This is a genomic window from Stenotrophomonas sp. TD3 (assembly GCF_001939825.1).
Classification (GTDB): Bacteria; Pseudomonadota; Gammaproteobacteria; order Xanthomonadales; family Xanthomonadaceae; genus Stenotrophomonas.
Window position 1 is genome coordinate 2735957 of record NZ_MOYM01000001.1, and the last position, 16554, is coordinate 2752510.

Below are 16554 nucleotides of genomic sequence, written 5' to 3' on the forward strand. Positions count from 1 at the left end.
CCCTTCCGCACGGAGCACGATGATGGTCAATCCGCTCGCCCAGGCCCATCGCGGCCTCGGCACCACGCTGTTCAGCCTGTTGAACCCGATACCCTTCGGCTTCTTCGTCGGCGCGCTGATCTTCGACGCGATCTATCTCAACAGCGCCGAGGTGATGTGGGGCAAGGCCGCCGCCTGGCTGATCACCTTCGGCCTGCTGATCGCCATCATTCCGCGCCTGATCAACCTGTTCGCGGTCTGGCGCCGCAACGGCACCGCCACCCGCATCGACCGCATTGACTTCTTCCTCAACCTGGTCGCGGTCGTGCTGGCCATCTGGAATGCCTTCGTGCACAGCCGCGATGCCTATGCCGTCGCGGTGCCGGGCACGATCCTGTCGGCGCTGACCGTGGCCCTGATCGCCCTGGGCCTGATCCTGCTGTCGATGCAGCCGCCGGTGCTGCAGGGAGGTCGTCATGGCTAAGCACATCCTGCCCACCGTGGGCGCCCTGGCGCTGGCCGTGATGCTGTCGGCCTGTGCCGGCAAGGCCGAATACCATCCCGCTGACCAGTCCGGTGCACAACCGCCGTTGCCGGCACCGAAGAACTTCCTGATGCCGCCGATGCAGGTGCCCACGGGCGTCGGCTGGGCCGAGGGGCAGTCGCCCACCGTGGCCGACGGCCTGAAGATCGAACGCATCGCCGCCAACCTGCTGCATCCACGGCGGCTGCTGACCCTGCCGAATGGCGATGTGCTGGTGGTGGAAGGCAACGGCCCCGGTGAAGAACCGGTCACCACGCCCAAGCAGTGGATCGCCGGCAAGGTGAAGGCGCGCTCGGGCAAGGCCGGCAAGGGCGGAAACCGGGTCACCCTGCTGCGCCGCACGCCGGGCACGAACACCTGGACCCAGCATGTCTACATCGAAGGCCTGCATTCGCCGTTCGGCATCCAGCTGATCGGCGACACGCTGTACGTGGCCAACACCGGCAACATCGTGCAGTACCACTACGTGCCCGGTGAAACCCGCATGTCCGACAAGGGCCGCGAGTTCACCGACCTGCCCAGCACCATCAACCACCACTGGACCAAGGAACTGCTGGCCAGCCGTGATGGCAGCAAGCTGTATGTGGGCGTGGGTTCCAACAGCAACATCACCGAGAACGGCCTGGCCGTCGAGTACCGCCGTGCGGTGGTGCTGGAAGTGGACGTGGCCACCCGTGGCAGCCGCATCTTTGCGTCGGGCATCCGCAACCCGACCGGACTGGACTGGGAGCCGAGCACCGGGAAGCTGTGGGCGGTGGCAAACGAGCGCGACGAGATCGGTGCCGACCTGGTGCCGGACTACCTCACCTCGGTGAAGGAGGATGGCTTCTACGGCTGGCCCTACAGCTACTACGGCCAGCACGTGGACGAGCGCGTGCAGCCGCAGCGGCCGGACCTGGTGGCCAAGGCGATCGTGCCCGACTACGCCATCGGCTCGCACGTGGCACCGCTGGGCCTGCTGTTCTACACCGGCCAGGCGTTGCCGGCGCAGTACCACGGCGGCGCTTTCATCGGCGAACACGGCAGCTGGGACCGTTCACCACTGAGTGGCTACGAAGTGGTCTACGTACCGTTCAAGGACGGCAAGCCGACCGGGCGGCCGCAGACGGTGGTCAGTGGTTTCGCCTCGAAGGACGAGAAGACCCTGATGGGCGCGCCGGTGGGCATGGCCATCGATGCCGAGGGCGCATTGCTGGTGGCCGACGACGTGGGTGATGTGGTGTGGCGGGTGTCCGCCAAGTAACTCTGTAGCGTCGAGCCACGCTCGACTGCTGTGGATCCGGCCTTTGTAGAGTCGAGCCATGCTCGACTGCTTCTGCCAGCAGCAGTCGAGCATGGCTCGACTCTACAAAAGGCCGAAAGCAGCCGAGCATAGGCCCGGCGCTACACTTCCGACGGCGCCGCGCGCAGCCCGCTGAACACCGACTCGGCAGCAAACCCCACGCCACCCAGCAGCACGCCGAAATACACCACCGTGGCTACCACGAAGCCATAACCAGCCGCTACCGCCGCACCATCGCGCTGGATGAAGCCAATCGCAAACGACATCAGCGCCAATGCCGGCAGCGTGTTGCTGAACGGAATCGGCCCGGCCGGCGCCATCAGCAGCAGGGTCGCGAACACCAGCATCAGGTTGTTCAGGCGCATCATCTTCTTCGAGCGCACCATCACTGCCAGCCGCATCGGCCGCGACAACCGCTCCATGCGGTGCACCCACTTCAGCGCACGACCCAGGTTGGCCTTCAGCTTGTCGGTGGCGATCTCGCGGCGCGCCAGCTTCTGCGGCACCCACAGCGGGCGGTTGCGCACCCGGCTCAGGCCGATCAGCAGGATAGAGGCACCAAACACCGTACTCAGCCCGGGAATCGACACCGGGATGATGAAGATGGCCGAGAGCAGGATCACGATCAGCAGCAGGCCCTCATCGCCCAGCGCGCTGAGCAGGGTGCCGACGCTCACCTGGTCGCCGGGCAGCTCGTCGATCATCTGCTCGATCTGCTTGGCCAGGGGCGCGCTGTCGTTGGTTTCGGGGGCACGGTAGGTCATGCGTCGCAAGGTTCTCCAGGGAAGGGCGGTCAATGGGCCGTCCTGCGGTGGGGGACGCACAGGCTCCCGCAGTATCCCGGCCAACGCGGGCAAAGAGGTGAACCGGGCATGAGGGGGTAAACTGGCGTGCCCCGCACGAGTTGAACGCAATGGACATGGGCCGCAGGCAATCGACCATCGAACTGGTCGCCATCGACATGGATGGCACCCTGCTGGACCCCACCCACACGCTCACCGCCCGGGCCAAGCAGGCCATCGCGCAGGCGCGCGCACTGGGCGTGCACATCGTGCTGACCAGTGGCCGCCCGGTTCCCGGCCTGGCGCCGTTCCTGCACGAGCTGGGCATCACCGGCGACGACGACTACTGCATCGCCTGCAATGGTGGCCTGGTGCAGCGCATCGGCACGCGCGAAACCGTGGTCGAGTATCCGCTCAGCTTCGACGACTTCCTGTTCTGCGAGCAGGTGGCCCGCGACCTGGGCGTGCACTTCCAGGCGCTGGACAGCCAGCGCATGTACACGCCCAACCAGGACATCAGCTACTACACCGTGGCCGACTCGCATCTTTCTCGGATGCCGCTGTCCTACCGCCGCGTGGCCGACATGGACCCGTCCATGTCCTTCATCAAGCTGATGATGATCGACGCACCCGACGTGCTGGATGCCGCCATCGCGCGCCTGCCCGCCGAACTGACCGAGCGCTTCGCAGTGCTGAAGAGCGCACCGTTCTTCCTGGAAGTGTTCGATCATCGCGCCGGCAAGGGGCCAAGCCTGCAGAAGCTGGCCGAGCACCTCGGCATCGACCGCACCAACGTGATGGCCATCGGTGACCAGGAGAACGACCTGACCATGCTGCAGTACGCCGGTACCAGTGTGGCGATGGGCAATGCCATCGACGCGGTGAAGGCGGTGGCGCGGTTTGAAACCACCAGCAACGCCGACGAAGGCGTGGCGCGCGCCATTGAGCGTTTCGTCTTGCAGTAACCGCGCGCCCAGCCGCACCGGTAGGTGCCAACCTTGGTTGGCACACGCAAACGGCGAGCGCCGACCAAGGTCAGCCTCCACCACGCCGGGGCTATACCCGCGTATAGCCCACCCATCCCCATCGCCATCGGCGCTGTACCACGGCGCAATGGCGAATGCGGCAGTGCGATGCAAGAATTTCGCTCGTCGAAATCACCCCACCGAATCCCACGGCAGATGATCGCCTTCGTCTGCTGACCGGCGCGCACCGCGCCGTCACTCCTTCAACGCAATCGCATCGCCAGCCAGGGCGCCGATACCGGTGCTGCAACGCGCTGGGCGTGTGCCTGCGCCGCTCTCTCCCTGCACCTGGATCTGCCGATGAACACCCCACCCACGACGCGCCTCGCCCTGGCCATCATCACGGCCATCACCGCACCTGTGTACGCCGCCGAGACTCACGACGCAGCACATGACACCCCCACCACCTTGAACGCCCTGCAGGTCATCGCTACCCCGCGCGGCGCCGCCGTCGCCCCCACCCAGGTGGTCGGCCCGAACCGCTACATCATCAAGGCCGAAGACCTCGACGCAATGGTCACCGGCAACAACGGCCTGGCCATGCTGAAGCAGGTGCCGGGCGCGAGCTATACCGCCACCGATGGCCTTGGCCTGGATATTTCCGCCACCAGTCTGTTCGTGCGCGGCTTCCGCATGAATGAAATGGGCATCACCTTCGAAGGCGTGCCGCTGAACGACAACGGCTTCCTCTCGCTCACCGGCACCAGCGTGGTGAACGTGGGCGTGCCCGATGGCATCGGCGCGATCACGGTCAGCCCCGGTGGCGCACCGGTCAGCGTGTTCTCCAGCAGCGTCAACGGCGGCAGCCTGGAATATCGTCTGCGCGACCTGCAGGACACGCCCAGCCTGCGCGTGAAGCAGGGCGTGGGCAGCAACAGTACGTTGGTCACCACCGTATCCGGGCAGAGCGGCCAGCTCGGTGAGCACGGCCCGAAAGTGCTGGTCGACCTGCAGCGCGTGTCCGCCGACAAGTACCAGGGCGAGGGCACCCAGAACTTCCTGCGCGGCGACCTGAAGCTGCAGCAGGACGTTGCCTGGGGCGACTTCACCGTGTTCCTGTCCGACAGCAAGGCCAAGGTCTGGGGTTACAACAACATTTCCTTCGACATGATCCGCAAGCTGGGCTGGAAGGCCGACATCTTCTATCCGGATTATGCGTGGGCGTGGTACGTGGCCTCGCCGGAGAATGCGGATAAGTCCTGCGGCGCCTACACCTGCGGTGAGCTGTCCGAACTGATCCCGTACGACACCGGCCAGATCACCCGCGATCGCGTGTCCTCGATCAACCATCGCTTCCAGATCAGCCCGGCGCTGAGCGGCAACGTGCAGCTGTACAACGCCAACAGCCACACCCAGGCCACGCTGACCGACCCGACCGTGCCGTCGCCCAACGGCGCACCGTTCTCCGAACAGGTGCAGACGCCACGTGTGAATCGGCTGGGTGGCATGCTCAACCTGCAGTTCGAGATCGGCGCGCACATCTTCACTGCTGGCTTCTGGCAGGAGAAGAGCAAGGCCGCAGCCAAGACCGAGTGGTACCAGCAGCCGCTGCTGGGCGAGGGCCCGCCGCTGAAGGCCACCGGTCCGTTCGATGTGTACGGTCCCGCGTTCAAGACCGACAACGCATCGAGCTGGGTGACCCACTCGCGCCAGTTCTACCTGCAGGACGACATCGTGCTGAACGACACGCTGAAGCTGGGTGTTGGCTTCAAGGCCGTGGACTTCCGCACCAGCGGTGGCGGCCTGGGGGATGCCAAGGACCGGCCGGTGAACGGCACGCTGCGCGCGAAGAGCAACTTCCTGCCGCATGTCTCGCTGTTCTGGAGCCCGACCGAATCCACCGATGCCTTCATCGACCTGGCCAATACCATGAACGGCTATCGCGTCGCCCAGCGCGGCAACATCGGCTACACCGCCTCGGCATGGACCATCACCGACCAGGAAGAGTTCGACCGCGTGGCGGGCACCCTGCGCCCGGAAAAGAACTGGAACCTGACCGTGGGTGCATCGCATCGCTTCGACCGGCTGACGATCACCGGCGACGTGTTCTACAACGACATCCGCAACCGCCTGCTGTCGGCCGCCATCGGCACCCAGTTCGCGCAGATCAACACCGTGCGGTTGATGCCGAAGATGCACGTGATCGGCGCCGACCTCGGCATCACCGCCGACCTGACCGACCACCTGCAGTTCTACCAGGGCGTGGCCGTGGCTCGTTCGTACTACGACAGCGATTTCGTGGTGGGCGACACGGTGTACCCGATCAAGGGCAACGCCCAGCCGGGCTATCCGCAGATCTCGCTGGTCAGCGACCTGTCGGCGCATTTCGGTGACTGGCGCTTCGGTGCCACCAGCACCTCCTACCTGCGCCAGCCCTTCACCTACGAGAACGACATCCGCGTGCCGACCTTCTGGCAGGTCAACACCTACGCCGCCTACCGCTTCGGTGCCGACAGCGCAGTGCCCGGCCTGGAGCTGCGGCTGGACGTGAGCAACCTGTTCAACCGTCACAACATCGGCACCGCCACCATCGCCGGCTCGTCGTTCTCGGGGGACTACCAGACCCTGCAGCGCAGCGCTCCACGGCAGCTGATGTTCAGTACCTCGATGACCTTTTAAGTAGATCCACGCCACGCGTGGATGCACTTGGCGGTCCCCAGGCAGGTGCTCAGATCCGCCTACAAACCCGCCTTGCGCAAACAACAGGGATTTTCTGGCGGCGACGCAAGGTTCCCACAATGTTGCTGGGTCATGCTGTCGGCATGGCACAGCACAACCCGCGAACCCCGTTGTTCGGCATCCGGGGCCCAGGACGGCCCCGGCAGGCGCTGTCCGTGGCGCCTGCAATCGACCTGCGCGCCGAATACCAGTTCTGGCAGGTCTACGAACGCGTGGTCCGCCCGCTACCCGGCGGTGGGCTGCCGCAGGCGTGGCTGGTCTGCCAGAAGGTCTATCGCGACCGTTGGCAGCACCCGGAGGACAGCGACGCGGCGGGACTGTCACGGGTGCTGTTCGGCGACAACATGACGGCTGGCCGGGCGTCGGAGCTGGCGGAGCTCCATGCGCTGGTCAGCCGTCGGGTGGCGTTGCTGGCGAAGCGTGGAAGGTTGCATTCGGCAGCCTGATGCCTGCCCTTGGTAGGGTCGACTGTTAGTCGACCGCTCTTCGCATCTACCTCTCAGAAGGCCGCGCTTCGCGCGAGAGTCGACCAACGGTCGACTCTACCAATAGCCAACCCGACCGGCATTTCTAAGGCTTTCCCCGATCCAACTGCCGATAGCCAATCGCCTCAGACAGATGCGCCGTCTGGATCACATCGCAACCTGCCAGATCCGCAATCGTGCGCGCCACGCGCAGAATCCGGTGCATCGCCCGTGCGGAAAGCTGCAGACGCTCGATGGCCTGCTCCAACAGATCCTGGTCGGCCTCGCTCAGCTTCGTGCACGCTCGCAGCGCCGCCGGCGGCAGATGCGCATTGAGCCCACCACGCGCCTGCTGCCGGGCATGGGCGGCTTCCACCCGTGCACGTACCGCGGCACTGGGCTCCCCCAGTGGCGTGCTTTCCCTCAGCTCCACCGCATCCATGCGCGCAACGCTGATATGCAGGTCGATGCGGTCCAGCAGCGGTCCGGAGACGCGCGCACGGTAGCGGTTGATTCGCTCATCACTGCACAGGCAGCGGTTGCTGCGGTCGCCAGCCCAGCCACAGGGGCAGGGATTCATCGCCGCCACCAGCTGAAAGCGCGCGGGATACTGCACGCTGCGTGCCGCGCGGGCGATGCGGATGTGGCCGGATTCCAGCGGCTCTCGCAGAGTCTCCAACGCACTGCGGTTCCACTCCGGAAGCTCGTCCAGGAACAGCACGCCGTGATGGGCCAGCGAGATTTCGCCGGGGCAGGGCGGGTTGCCGCTGTCATTTCCTACGATTACCGCGACTTAGCTCTTTACAGTGCAAGGGCTTTGGATCATGCTCGCCCTAAATTAGCACGACTAGATATCACAATAGACGCGACTACGAACCAGATCACCACCAATGACGCGACTGAACTCCAACATTCCCGCTCGACCTTTGAAAAACAGCCGCCGCGCCCTTACCGGAAGGCTGAATCTGGCCAATGGAGGCATGGCGGGCTTCGAGTCATCGCTTGAGCGAGACTGGCTGCGCGTACTGGATTTCAACCCACTGGTGCAGGCAATTCGCGAGCAACCGTTCACGATCTACTACGACTCCCAGGACGGAAGGCGGCGTTACACGCCCGATGTCCTGGTAGAGCTGCGGGAGGAAAAGCGGGTCCGAACCTGCGTCTACGAGATCAAGCCGCTCGAGCAGCTTCGAGCGGAATGGCAGGAGCTTCGCCCGAGATTCAAGGCGGCGGTGGCGCACTGCAAGCGCCAGGGCTGGCAGTTCAAGATCGTCACAGAGACCCACATCCGGACTCCGACGCTGGCCAACATCAACTTCCTTCGTCGCTACCGCTCGATGGAACCGCTGCTGGTCCGGCAGGCGCAACTGAAGTACACCGCCTCTGTCCTTGGGCCAACGACGCCTCAGGCCCTGCTTGCGGCTGCTTACTGGTCAGCCGAAGAGCAGGCCATGGCTATCCCGGCCCTCTGGCAGTTGATCGAGCGCGGCGAGCTCATCGCTGATCTGAACAAGCCGCTGACGATGTCTACTCCCATTCGACTGGGCGCCTGAGTATGTCCCTCTCCAACTTCTTCAAAGTGGAACCCGGCGCTGAAGTCTTCGTGGGGCCTCGCAGGTATCGGGTCACCCACATGCTTTCCATCGACAGTGTCCTGGCAGAGGATCTGGACACAGGCGTGAGTGCAAAGCTGCGGATTGAGACACTCTCGACCATCGTTGCCGCCGAGTCGGCTGCTGACGCCGGCGGCTTTCCTATCCATCAGTACTCAAAGGAAGAGTGGTCTGTCGCGCAGAAGCGGTTTGAAGCGCTGCGCCCAATGATTGACCACCCGGTTAGAACGCGTATTGAGGTAGCAAAGCTCGCCGCTGCAGCGGGCGTCCACGTAGCCACCTATTACAAGTGGCTTGCCGCTTACCACGATGCAGGTCATGTAGCGGCCTTGGTGCCGCGCAAGCGTGGAGCTGTGAAGGGCCAGAAGCACCTTGCTGCTGATCAGGAGCTGGTGATCAGCAGCGCTGTGGAGGACATTTATCTAAAGAAGCAGCGCCACTCGCCAAAGGAAGTGGTCGAGGAGGTCTTGCGTCGTTGCAAGGTGGCAAAGATCAGTCCGCCGGCACCGAGCACTATCAGGCGCAGACTTAAGGAGATCTCACCCGCCATGGCTCTGCGTCGCCGCGGCCACCGCGACAAGGCGCGTGACAACTACGAGCCAATCCGCGGTTCTTTTCCGGGCGCAGACTTCCCCTGGGCCGTTGTACAGATCGATCACACGCCGCTAGATGTTATGGTGGTGGATAGTGTCTACCGTCAACCCTTGGGTAGGCCCTGGCTGACTCTGGCCATTGACGTATACAGCCGTATGGTCGTCGGTCTCTACGTGACCATGGACAAGCCGTCCGCTACCTCGGTGGCCATGTGCATTTCTCATGCGATGACGCCCAAGACGGACTACCTGGCTTCCTTGGAGGTTCAGGGCGATTGGCCTGTCTGGGGCCAGATCGGAACGCTGCATGCCGACAACGCCAAGGAGTTCAAGTGTAAGGCGGTGACCCGCGGCTGTCAGGCAAACAGCATAGACATGCAGTGGCGCCCGGTTAAGAAGCCGCACTACGGGGGGCACATCGAGCGCTACATGGGTGTAGTTGCCACAGAGCTCAAGAAGGTACCTGGTGCTACGTTCTCGAACACCCAGCAGCGGAAAGGCTACGACTCCGAAGCCGAGGCGACGCTGACCATGAGGGAGGTCGAGCAGTACCTTGTGGAGTTCATCGTCAACAACTACCACCAGCGACCCCATAGCCAGCTCAACGATGCTTCACCCTCCAAGGTCTGGCGAGAGGGTGTGCTTGGAAGTGCGGGAAAACCTGGCATCGGCTACCCGCCTATGATTCAGGATGTTGATCGACTGCGCATGGATTTTCTGCCGTACTACAACATCACGGTCCAACGATCGGGCGTACGGCTTGAGAACGTCTTCTACTACGACCCGGTACTGGATCCCTACATCGGGGCGACCATGCCCGACAATCCTGGTCAGAAGCGCAAGTTCCTGTTCGCCCGAGATCCGCGCGACATCAGCCAGATCTACTTCCTGGACCCTGCTGCAGAGCGATACACGCCGATTCCTTATAGGACGCTTTCCCATCCAGCGATCAGTGCATCCGAGCTTCGAGAGGCAACCCGGCTGATCAAGGAGCAGAACAAGGGGGAGGTCGACGAGGAGCGGATCTTCAGCAGCATTCAACGCAACCGAGAACGCATTGATGCTTCGGCAGCTAGCACGAAAGCAGCTCGGCGTCAGGTGGCTAAGCGGCCCAGTAAGAAGCCCGGTAAGGCCGATGATGCAGGTCAATCTCCAGCTAATCTTCCAGCTGCGGCGCCTATTGCGATGGCACCAGATGCAAACCTTTTTGATCCCGAGGTGGACGTGTTTGAAGTGGGAGAACTGAGCTGATGAGCGCGTATCCGCATCTGCTTGAGAAGGTGGCCGGATACATGGAGGCCTCGATACCAGAGCGCGTGGAGTTCACCCGTAGTGATCGATGGATCGCTTACCCGGTCGCAAAAGATGTTCTGGACGATCTGGATCAGATCATCACCTACCCAACGATCCAGCGGCCGCCGTGCAGGCTGATCGTGGGTCGCGGCGACAACGGGAAGACGGCAGTCCTCCGGCAGTTTCATTCTCGGCATCCCATCTTGCTGAGGGAGGATGGCACGACCAATGCGCCGGTGGTGATCATTGGTATGCCAGCCACCCCGGACCTGTCTCAGCTGTGGTCGGAGATTCTGGAGTCCTGTGCTGTGACTCATCGGCGCAGCGACACGGCGTCGTCAAAGTACGCTCAGGTGCTGGCTATCCTTCGATACCTTAAGGCCAGGGTGCTGGCCATTGACGAGTTCAACAATGTGGTCAATGCCCGAAAGGGTGCCGCAGACGTGTTGGCCGGGATTCGAAAGCTCAGCAACGACTTGAACTTGAGCATTGTTGCCGCTGGAACAGAGGCTGCAATCAACGCACTGTCCTTTGATGCCCAGATGCGATCGCGATTCAAGCCGCTTGCGCTTGCCAGGTGGCAGTACGACCGGTCCTACCGTGGCTTTCTCAATACTTACGAAAAATTGCTGCCTCTGGCCAAGCCTTCGGAGCTTGCCAGCGAGCAGTTGGCACCGCTGATCTTCAAGGCAGGCGGTGTTGCCATCGGCGGGACGGTGTACTTGATCAAGGAGGCTGCGGTAATGGCCATTCGCTCCGGCGAAGAGAGGATTACCGCTGAGATCGTGCTGAAGGCGGAAGAGCGCCTGAAGCAGAATTATCAGGGTGTGGTCGCGGCCACATGACATGCGAGCCGGATGGCCACCTCTGGAGCCTGATGAGCTACTCAGTTCCTACTTGGCGCGTTCGGCACAGATTCGCGGCTTAAGCGCGCAGAGTCTTGTCGCGCTGAATTTTCCTGGTTCGGACGTATGGAACCGAGACATAGATGCCAACCCACCCGAGTCTCTTCTGCTGCGACTTGCGCAAGCAACGGACTGTGAGCTGACCGCTGTCAGAGAAATGACGCTGATGGGTATGGGCGGACCAACTGAGACATTGGGAGGAAGTGGTGTGTGCAGGTGGGTCAATGCGATCGGTATCTACCATCGGTCGAGGACGCGCTACGGCCTGTGTTACTGCCCTGTTTGCCTGGATCAGACGCGATACTTCGACAGGCACTGGCGACTGTCCTATTGGACTGTTTGCCCTGTTCACGGCCTTCTGCTTCGTGATGCCTGTCCGCACTGCAATGCGCCTTTGGCACCCCACCGGCAACAGCTGGATATCTGCAGGTGTGTCAATTGCCATCAGCTGCTGACCAGCAGTCCATTCCGTGCTGCGATTCCAACAGACTCTCAGGGCGCAATCACCGCGGCGATGCAACTGCCTGCTCTCCACCGCTATCAACCTTGCCTATCGGCAACCGGCCAGGAGTACGGGGCGGGTATGCACCTCCTGCTTTCAGCCTTCTTGGATGCAAGAGTGCGGTGTTGGGACGCAGTTGGACACGCGAGAGACCGAATCGAGCTTCGGCGGATTCATCAGCGACACCTGGACCTCCAACTTCTGGATGAGATTGTCTGCCGATGGCCGTACTCGATGCTGTCCATGGCTCAACGGTTTCACCTCACCCAGCGTAGCTTTCGCCAGCCTTGCCCTGACTGGGTGGCTCAACAGGTTCGGCAGCTTCCCCTTGGCCGGATGAACGGTCTGGGCTCTCCCAGTCTGACCCGACTGCGACAGGCGAGGGTTGCCCAACTGGCGAGAAGTTTGGGTTGGCGTACCATTCGCGCTCAGATTCTCATTGATATTGCAGGAAAGCGGGATGGTTACTGATAGTCAGGGCAGAAGGACATGCGATTGCTGTGAGCGGGTCATTGCCAAAGCGCATCGCATCTACAAGGGCACTGAATACTGCCAATCCTGCTATGAGAAGCACTTTGTGCCTGGTCGCTGCCCAACCTGTGGTTCCGGCACGCGTTATCACCGTGCCGAACGTGAGCAGCCAGAATGCGAGGAATGCCTGCGCGACAAGCGCCAATGCGGTCGTTGTCACCGTCCTACTCCGCGGGCGGCCTTGATCGTTCAGGTCCAGGTTCCCGTGGGCACCGACGGCAGGCTTAGCCCCGCCCAGTCCATAGCGGTCTGCCCAAGCTGCGTGCCTTACTTCCGTGAGCCTGAGCCCTGCGGGATCTGCGAGGTGCTGAGTACTCGCCTTAGTAGAGCAGCTCATCTCCCGGCGGATGTTCGAGCGTGTCCGGTCTGTGTAAGGAAGCAGAGGCATGCCACCTGCTCAAGATGCCGAAAGCACCGAAAAATTGAGTCGGAGGATGGCGGCCGTCCGCTGTGTAAGGCCTGTTCGGGGGCATCGCCTGTCTCGCACTCCTGTCCAGAGTGCGGGGCTGCCGTTCCTGGTGCGGGTGGACACATGTGCGATTCCTGCAGCATCGCAACGCGATTGACCAGAGAGGTTGAGCTGCGCCTTCCGCACTTCCAACAACAGTGGGTCGCCGACCTCTTCACCGGCTTCGCTCAGTGGAGTCGGATGCGCCGCCCCCGCGATCCTCGCCTTCCTGCCAATGTTGTGCGCTCCCTGGATTTTTTCCTGCAGTTGGATAGGGACATGACTGCACAGCCGCCGTTGCAGGCAGATGATCTCCTACGAGTATTCGACTCAAAGGCTCTGCGCGCAAACCTGAACGCATCAACGTTCCTGCAGCAGCAGTACGGATTCCTGGTGAGTGCCGAGGCGAGGGTTGCGGAGCGGAAAAGATCACTTACTGCATCAAAGCTGGTCGACGCGCAGGGGGAGCCTTGGGAGCTTTACCTTCAGGGCTATGCTCAGAGCCTGTCGGGCCGCGCACCACGTACTGTTGCCCAGTACGTGACCACCGCAGAGGCGTTCTGCCGGCGATTCCAGATCTCTGGCTCATTTGGCCAAGCTGAGTTGGTCGCATTCCTCAGTGACAAGCCCGGGGCTCGGACGAACATCGGGCCGTGGGTTTCTTACGTGCAGAAGGAACTAGGCTGGCCAGTGACGTTGCCTCCAAAGGCACCGGGACCAGTTGCCTTGAAGCAGGATTCCAGGCGATTGGATCGGTTACTCAAGCAGCTTGAAAGACAGGGCGAACCGGACCGGACGCTCTTGACCCAAGCGGTTGCACTCGCTTTTGGCTTCAGCGAACCTGAATTGGCCCGAGAAGTCATCGGTCTTTCAGAGTCAGGTGACTTGGTCACGACAAACGGACCGGTGGAGGTGCCACCTGCACTACGCTTGGTTGTCAGCCACTGGGCCAGGGCGTGCGGTCTACTAGACTAGATATAGGGCCATTGTGCAGGTCCAAGTCCAGGCTTGGCCTTGTCCGAGCGAGTGCCTGATTTCCGATCGCTCGCAGAAGGGTTGTCGCTGCGAGCAGTCCATGTTTAGTAAGCAAGGCGCGTTCTACCTGGGTGGTCTGATGTCCGTAAAGAACTTCTTCAGCCAGCTGAGGTCCCAAGGTCCTTCTCCATTTGCTACGTATCGATGAGTGAAGAAGTGCGCGGCACCTGGCCGGTCGAATTCTCTCTCCAGATTTGCACCACGAGCACCAGCAATGATGTTCAATGCGGTACCCACTTGTTCCTGAGGGTGGGAGCCATCGTCGATCAGTAACGGTGACATCGCGCCTTGGCGGGTCTGAATCTCAATCCAAAAGGCCTTCCTGCCATCGAGCAATGTGATTACGAGGACCAAGGCTGCTCGTTCGAGGCCGCCAGACTTCTTACCTGGTGGGTGAAGGAACTGCCATCCTCTTCGCAGACGTTTTGCCGGCGCTGTGTCACGCTGTAGCTTGTCAAGGAAGTTCCAGCAAGACCGGGCACCGATGGAGGCGACCCTGGTTGAGTCGTCCGGGTAGAGCTCCTTGTAATTCCGTAGGACGCCTTGGCTAATCATCGCCTCCATCGCACGAACCAACTCATTGAAGTGCTCTTCATCCCGGCGGCTTGCCACGTGGCCATTGACAGGCGTGTCCGATCCCTCAGATCCGTCACGGTCGCCTTGCGATCCGTTCTCCGTGTCCGGAGGACTGTTCCTGTTCCGATCGCCCTGGTACTTCTTGCTGTGCCGCTTCTCAAGGTCTATCGCTTCAGGGGCTTGGATCCATTCAAACGAGTCACCGGGAGCCTCGTAGGATTCGTGGTTGGTCGAGCCATTATTGGTATCGGCAATAGGCATGTCATCTGGGCGGCGACCACCATTGCCAGGACTGCCACCGTATGGGCGTGGTCCGCCGGTGACTTGCACGTCTCCTTTCAGTGTTCCGTCATTGACCAAGATGCGTCCAGGCTGCCGGAAGTCATTGGGCAGTGACGTCCCGACCAGTGATGTCACCAGGAACGTGCGCAGTGTCCGGCGATGGTCGGTATGAGGCTTGAGGAAGTAGCCAGCGACCTTGCCGTTGTAAGGTCCAAGTGCAGGATCTAGTGGCAGTCTGGCGTTGGCGAACCAGCTGGTTTCCTTGCCGGGCCGGGTATCCTGGAAGGCCTTGATCATGGGATTGAACAGCGCGTTGGCCTGCGCTTGAGCGTAGTCATAGAAGTGCAGCAACGCCATCTGGTGAGCATCTTCCAGGCGCATGCCGCGTTGCATAACGACGTTGAAGGTATTGAGCTCATCGTTCCGCTCTGTCCTATGGCCGGCAAACTCCTTGTCCAGAAGAAGCGCCCGGTGCTTGGCAGTGTTCCAGTTCGACGAGGTGAAGACGGAAGCCAGGAACGTGGAGCGAGCGTAGAAGCTACGAAAGATCAGGGCACGCGGGATGATGAACTCAATACCCTTGTCCTCCACGACCAGGACCTGGCTGCCGGCGCGGGTACGGTGCCCCAGATGGAGCTGACGGGTGGGAACGGCTTTGATAGGAAAGCCGGATGACCTCATGATCACCGAGTCCAGTGTCAGGTCCGCGCCGTACTTGGCAGACATCTCCCCCTGCGCGATTGCTTCACCCAGATCCAGGTCTACCGCGGGCAGTACGCCGATGCGCCTGCCCTGACGGAAGACCTGTCCCACCCGGAAGTTCGGCATCGCGCCTACTTGGATATGCGCCTCAAACAGCTCGGTGTCTTGCGCGAAAAGACCGGCCACCTCATCTGGGCTCAACGCGGCCGGGTCCACCGTCTGTTCAGGAAGCGGTGCCAGGAAGCAGCAGATTGCGGTGGACGTTGAGGCCTTGTGCGGCTTGTTGAACCGATCCATCCACCGAATAAACCAGAGGCGCGAATCGCTGGGGTGGTGCGTGAGGTCGGTCATGCTTGGCGCGGGGTGTGGTTACGCCCTGATAGCGGCATGCAGTCGCGAAAATTGAGGAGCTTCCCTCGGTGGGGGCCGATAGGGCCAGCTGCAAACAGGTCGACCAACGGCGTCTAGTAGGGCCCAGTCAGAACAAGATGTCGCCATGGCAGCATTGGCCAAGGCAACGGCTAAGTTGATCCGCTCGCACGGCTACGAGTTCGCTTCGCTTTCAGCATGGCCATCGGGCTGACCCGTGGGGTGGGGGCTAGCTGGTTGAGTTGGTGATCCAAGCCCAATGCCTTAAACACGCTAACGAGCGTATGCAAGGTGGATCCTTGACCACTTTCGAGCTGCACCAAGGCCCGGCGAGAGATGCCCGCTTTGTCCGCCAAAGCGGCTTGGGAGACATTTGCCGCGAGCCGGCGTGCTTTGACGCGTTGGCCCAGCGCCTCAACAATCTCGCCAGCGGACTGGATTGGCATCGACTCCATTTGCGCGTAAATCTGCTCGTTACGGACAATTATGCTAGTTGTGCGCGCAAATGCGCGCATTGATGCAGAAGGGCAAATGGACGCTACGCCGCTTGCCTTGGGCCAAGTGTATTACGCATTTCAATGCGCGGTCGGTGGCCACGAATCCCCAGTCCCGGATGAACCCGCAAATGCGGCAATGGCACTGCACTTGATCTGTCCGAAGGAAGGGTCCGGCCCGGCGGTACACAAGCCCTGAAACCAGCCGGCGGGTTTGAACTGTGGGATACCACTGGATCGCACCAGGAGCCTTACCCAAGTTCAGCAGGCCCATCGCCTCGATAAGGCGAGCAACGAGTCGCGCATGCTTATAGCCGCCTTGGCATCATCCTCTGCCGCCACCAGGGAAGGGGCTTGTTACGCCGTACCAGTAGGCTCACGCTCCATGCGTACCAGTAGGCTCACGTGATAGACAGCGCTCAGCCAGCGGAGCAAGGTAGGAGTACGCACCAACGT

13 protein-coding genes and 1 pseudogene are annotated in these 16554 nt (G+C 61.9%); 9 read left to right on the forward strand and 5 right to left on the reverse strand.

Annotation, left to right across the window (positions count from 1 at the left end):
- Window positions 1-22 precede the first annotated feature (22 nt).
- Both BKE09_RS12635 and BKE09_RS12640 read left to right on the forward strand, forming a co-directional pair.
- On the forward strand, window positions 23-463 hold the full coding sequence (locus tag BKE09_RS12635; RefSeq protein ID WP_014038797.1) for a DUF2231 domain-containing protein: 441 nt from the start codon (window positions 23-25) through the stop codon (window positions 461-463).
- Window positions 456-1766 (forward strand): sorbosone dehydrogenase family protein, encoded by a 1311-nt coding sequence (locus BKE09_RS12640; protein ID WP_075675946.1) that lies wholly within the window; start codon window positions 456-458, stop codon window positions 1764-1766. Before BKE09_RS12635 ends, BKE09_RS12640 begins: the two co-directional genes overlap by 8 nt.
- Before the next feature lie 140 nt (window positions 1767-1906).
- Here the strand turns inward: BKE09_RS12640 and BKE09_RS12645 are convergent, their stop codons facing one another.
- Window positions 1907-2569: an exopolysaccharide biosynthesis protein gene (locus tag BKE09_RS12645; RefSeq protein WP_075675947.1), complete on the reverse strand. Its 663-nt coding sequence runs from the start codon at window positions 2567-2569 to the stop codon at window positions 1907-1909.
- Between the two features lie 149 nt (window positions 2570-2718).
- Between BKE09_RS12645 and yidA the strand changes: the two genes are divergently transcribed.
- The 3 genes from yidA to BKE09_RS12660 all read left to right on the forward strand — a co-directional run bounded on the left by yidA (window position 2719) and on the right by BKE09_RS12660 (window position 6737).
- Window positions 2719-3552, forward strand: a complete 834-nt coding sequence (gene yidA / locus BKE09_RS12650; RefSeq protein ID WP_075675948.1) for a sugar-phosphatase — start codon at window positions 2719-2721, stop codon at window positions 3550-3552.
- Window positions 3553-3912: 360 nt separating this feature from the next.
- Window positions 3913-6231, forward strand: a complete 2319-nt coding sequence (locus BKE09_RS12655) for a TonB-dependent receptor (RefSeq protein ID WP_075675949.1) — start codon at window positions 3913-3915, stop codon at window positions 6229-6231.
- A 119-nt stretch (window positions 6232-6350) separates the two neighbouring features.
- On the forward strand, window positions 6351-6737 hold the full coding sequence (locus tag BKE09_RS12660) for a hypothetical protein (protein ID WP_075675950.1): 387 nt from the start codon (window positions 6351-6353) through the stop codon (window positions 6735-6737).
- 124 nt (window positions 6738-6861) lie between these two features.
- Here BKE09_RS12660 and BKE09_RS12665 read toward each other — a convergent pair.
- Window positions 6862-7545: pseudogene (locus tag BKE09_RS12665) on the reverse strand (ATP-binding protein); the annotation flags it as partial.
- Between the two features lie 169 nt (window positions 7546-7714).
- On the opposite strand from BKE09_RS12665, the gene BKE09_RS12670 reads away from it, so the two are divergent.
- From BKE09_RS12670 to BKE09_RS12680, 3 genes are read left to right on the forward strand one after another with little or no spacing between them, the layout of a single operon-like run.
- Window positions 7715-8308: a heteromeric transposase endonuclease subunit TnsA gene (locus BKE09_RS12670; protein ID WP_049462574.1), complete on the forward strand. Its 594-nt coding sequence runs from the start codon at window positions 7715-7717 to the stop codon at window positions 8306-8308.
- Window positions 8309-8310: 2 nt separating this feature from the next.
- A complete protein-coding gene (locus BKE09_RS12675) occupies window positions 8311-10212 on the forward strand; it encodes a Mu transposase C-terminal domain-containing protein (RefSeq protein ID WP_049462566.1) in 1902 nt (633 codons plus the stop codon).
- Window positions 10212-11099: a TniB family NTP-binding protein gene (locus tag BKE09_RS12680; protein ID WP_049462565.1), complete on the forward strand. Its 888-nt coding sequence runs from the start codon at window positions 10212-10214 to the stop codon at window positions 11097-11099. The genes BKE09_RS12675 and BKE09_RS12680 overlap by 1 nt, the downstream gene beginning before the upstream one ends.
- Before the next feature lie 998 nt (window positions 11100-12097).
- On the opposite strand, the gene BKE09_RS23510 is transcribed toward BKE09_RS12680, so the two are convergent.
- Entirely contained in the window at window positions 12098-12352 is a 255-nt protein-coding gene (locus BKE09_RS23510) for a hypothetical protein (RefSeq protein ID WP_162292260.1), read from the reverse strand.
- Window positions 12353-12724: 372 nt separating this feature from the next.
- Here BKE09_RS23510 and BKE09_RS12690 point away from each other — a divergent pair, with 372 nt between their 5' ends.
- Window positions 12725-13615, forward strand: coding sequence for a hypothetical protein (locus BKE09_RS12690; protein WP_049462564.1), 891 nt, complete (start codon window positions 12725-12727; stop codon window positions 13613-13615).
- Between the two features lie 123 nt (window positions 13616-13738).
- Here BKE09_RS12690 and BKE09_RS12695 read toward each other — a convergent pair whose 3' ends face one another.
- Together BKE09_RS12695 and BKE09_RS12700 are read right to left on the reverse strand one after the other, a co-directional pair.
- Window positions 13739-15586, reverse strand: coding sequence for a hypothetical protein (locus BKE09_RS12695; RefSeq protein ID WP_049462563.1), 1848 nt, complete (start codon window positions 15584-15586; stop codon window positions 13739-13741).
- Window positions 15587-15756: 170 nt separating this feature from the next.
- A complete protein-coding gene (locus BKE09_RS12700) occupies window positions 15757-16119 on the reverse strand; it encodes a helix-turn-helix transcriptional regulator (protein WP_342667146.1) in 363 nt (120 codons plus the stop codon).
- Window positions 16120-16554: the final 435 nt, after the last annotated feature.

What these genes read in the sequence shown, in the direction of transcription:
- BKE09_RS12655 (WP_075675949.1), top strand. Translation starts at nt 3,913, where the DNA reads ATGAACACCCCACCCACGACGCGCCTCGCCCTGGCCATCATCACGGCC.
- BKE09_RS12690 (WP_049462564.1), top strand. Translation starts at nt 12,725, where the DNA reads ATGTGCGATTCCTGCAGCATCGCAACGCGATTGACCAGAGAGGTTGAG.
- BKE09_RS12645 (WP_075675947.1), bottom strand. Translation starts at nt 2,569, where the DNA reads ATGACCTACCGTGCCCCCGAAACCAACGACAGCGCGCCCCTGGCCAAG.
- BKE09_RS12660 (WP_075675950.1), top strand. Translation starts at nt 6,351, where the DNA reads ATGTTGCTGGGTCATGCTGTCGGCATGGCACAGCACAACCCGCGAACC.
- yidA (WP_075675948.1), top strand. Translation starts at nt 2,719, where the DNA reads ATGGACATGGGCCGCAGGCAATCGACCATCGAACTGGTCGCCATCGAC.
- BKE09_RS12695 (WP_049462563.1), bottom strand. Translation starts at nt 15,586, where the DNA reads ATGACCGACCTCACGCACCACCCCAGCGATTCGCGCCTCTGGTTTATT.
- BKE09_RS12675 (WP_049462566.1), top strand. Translation starts at nt 8,311, where the DNA reads ATGTCCCTCTCCAACTTCTTCAAAGTGGAACCCGGCGCTGAAGTCTTC.
- BKE09_RS12680 (WP_049462565.1), top strand. Translation starts at nt 10,212, where the DNA reads ATGAGCGCGTATCCGCATCTGCTTGAGAAGGTGGCCGGATACATGGAG.
- BKE09_RS12635 (WP_014038797.1), top strand. Translation starts at nt 23, where the DNA reads ATGGTCAATCCGCTCGCCCAGGCCCATCGCGGCCTCGGCACCACGCTG.
- BKE09_RS12640 (WP_075675946.1), top strand. Translation starts at nt 456, where the DNA reads ATGGCTAAGCACATCCTGCCCACCGTGGGCGCCCTGGCGCTGGCCGTG.
- BKE09_RS12700 (WP_342667146.1), bottom strand. Translation starts at nt 16,119, where the DNA reads ATGCGCGCATTTGCGCGCACAACTAGCATAATTGTCCGTAACGAGCAG.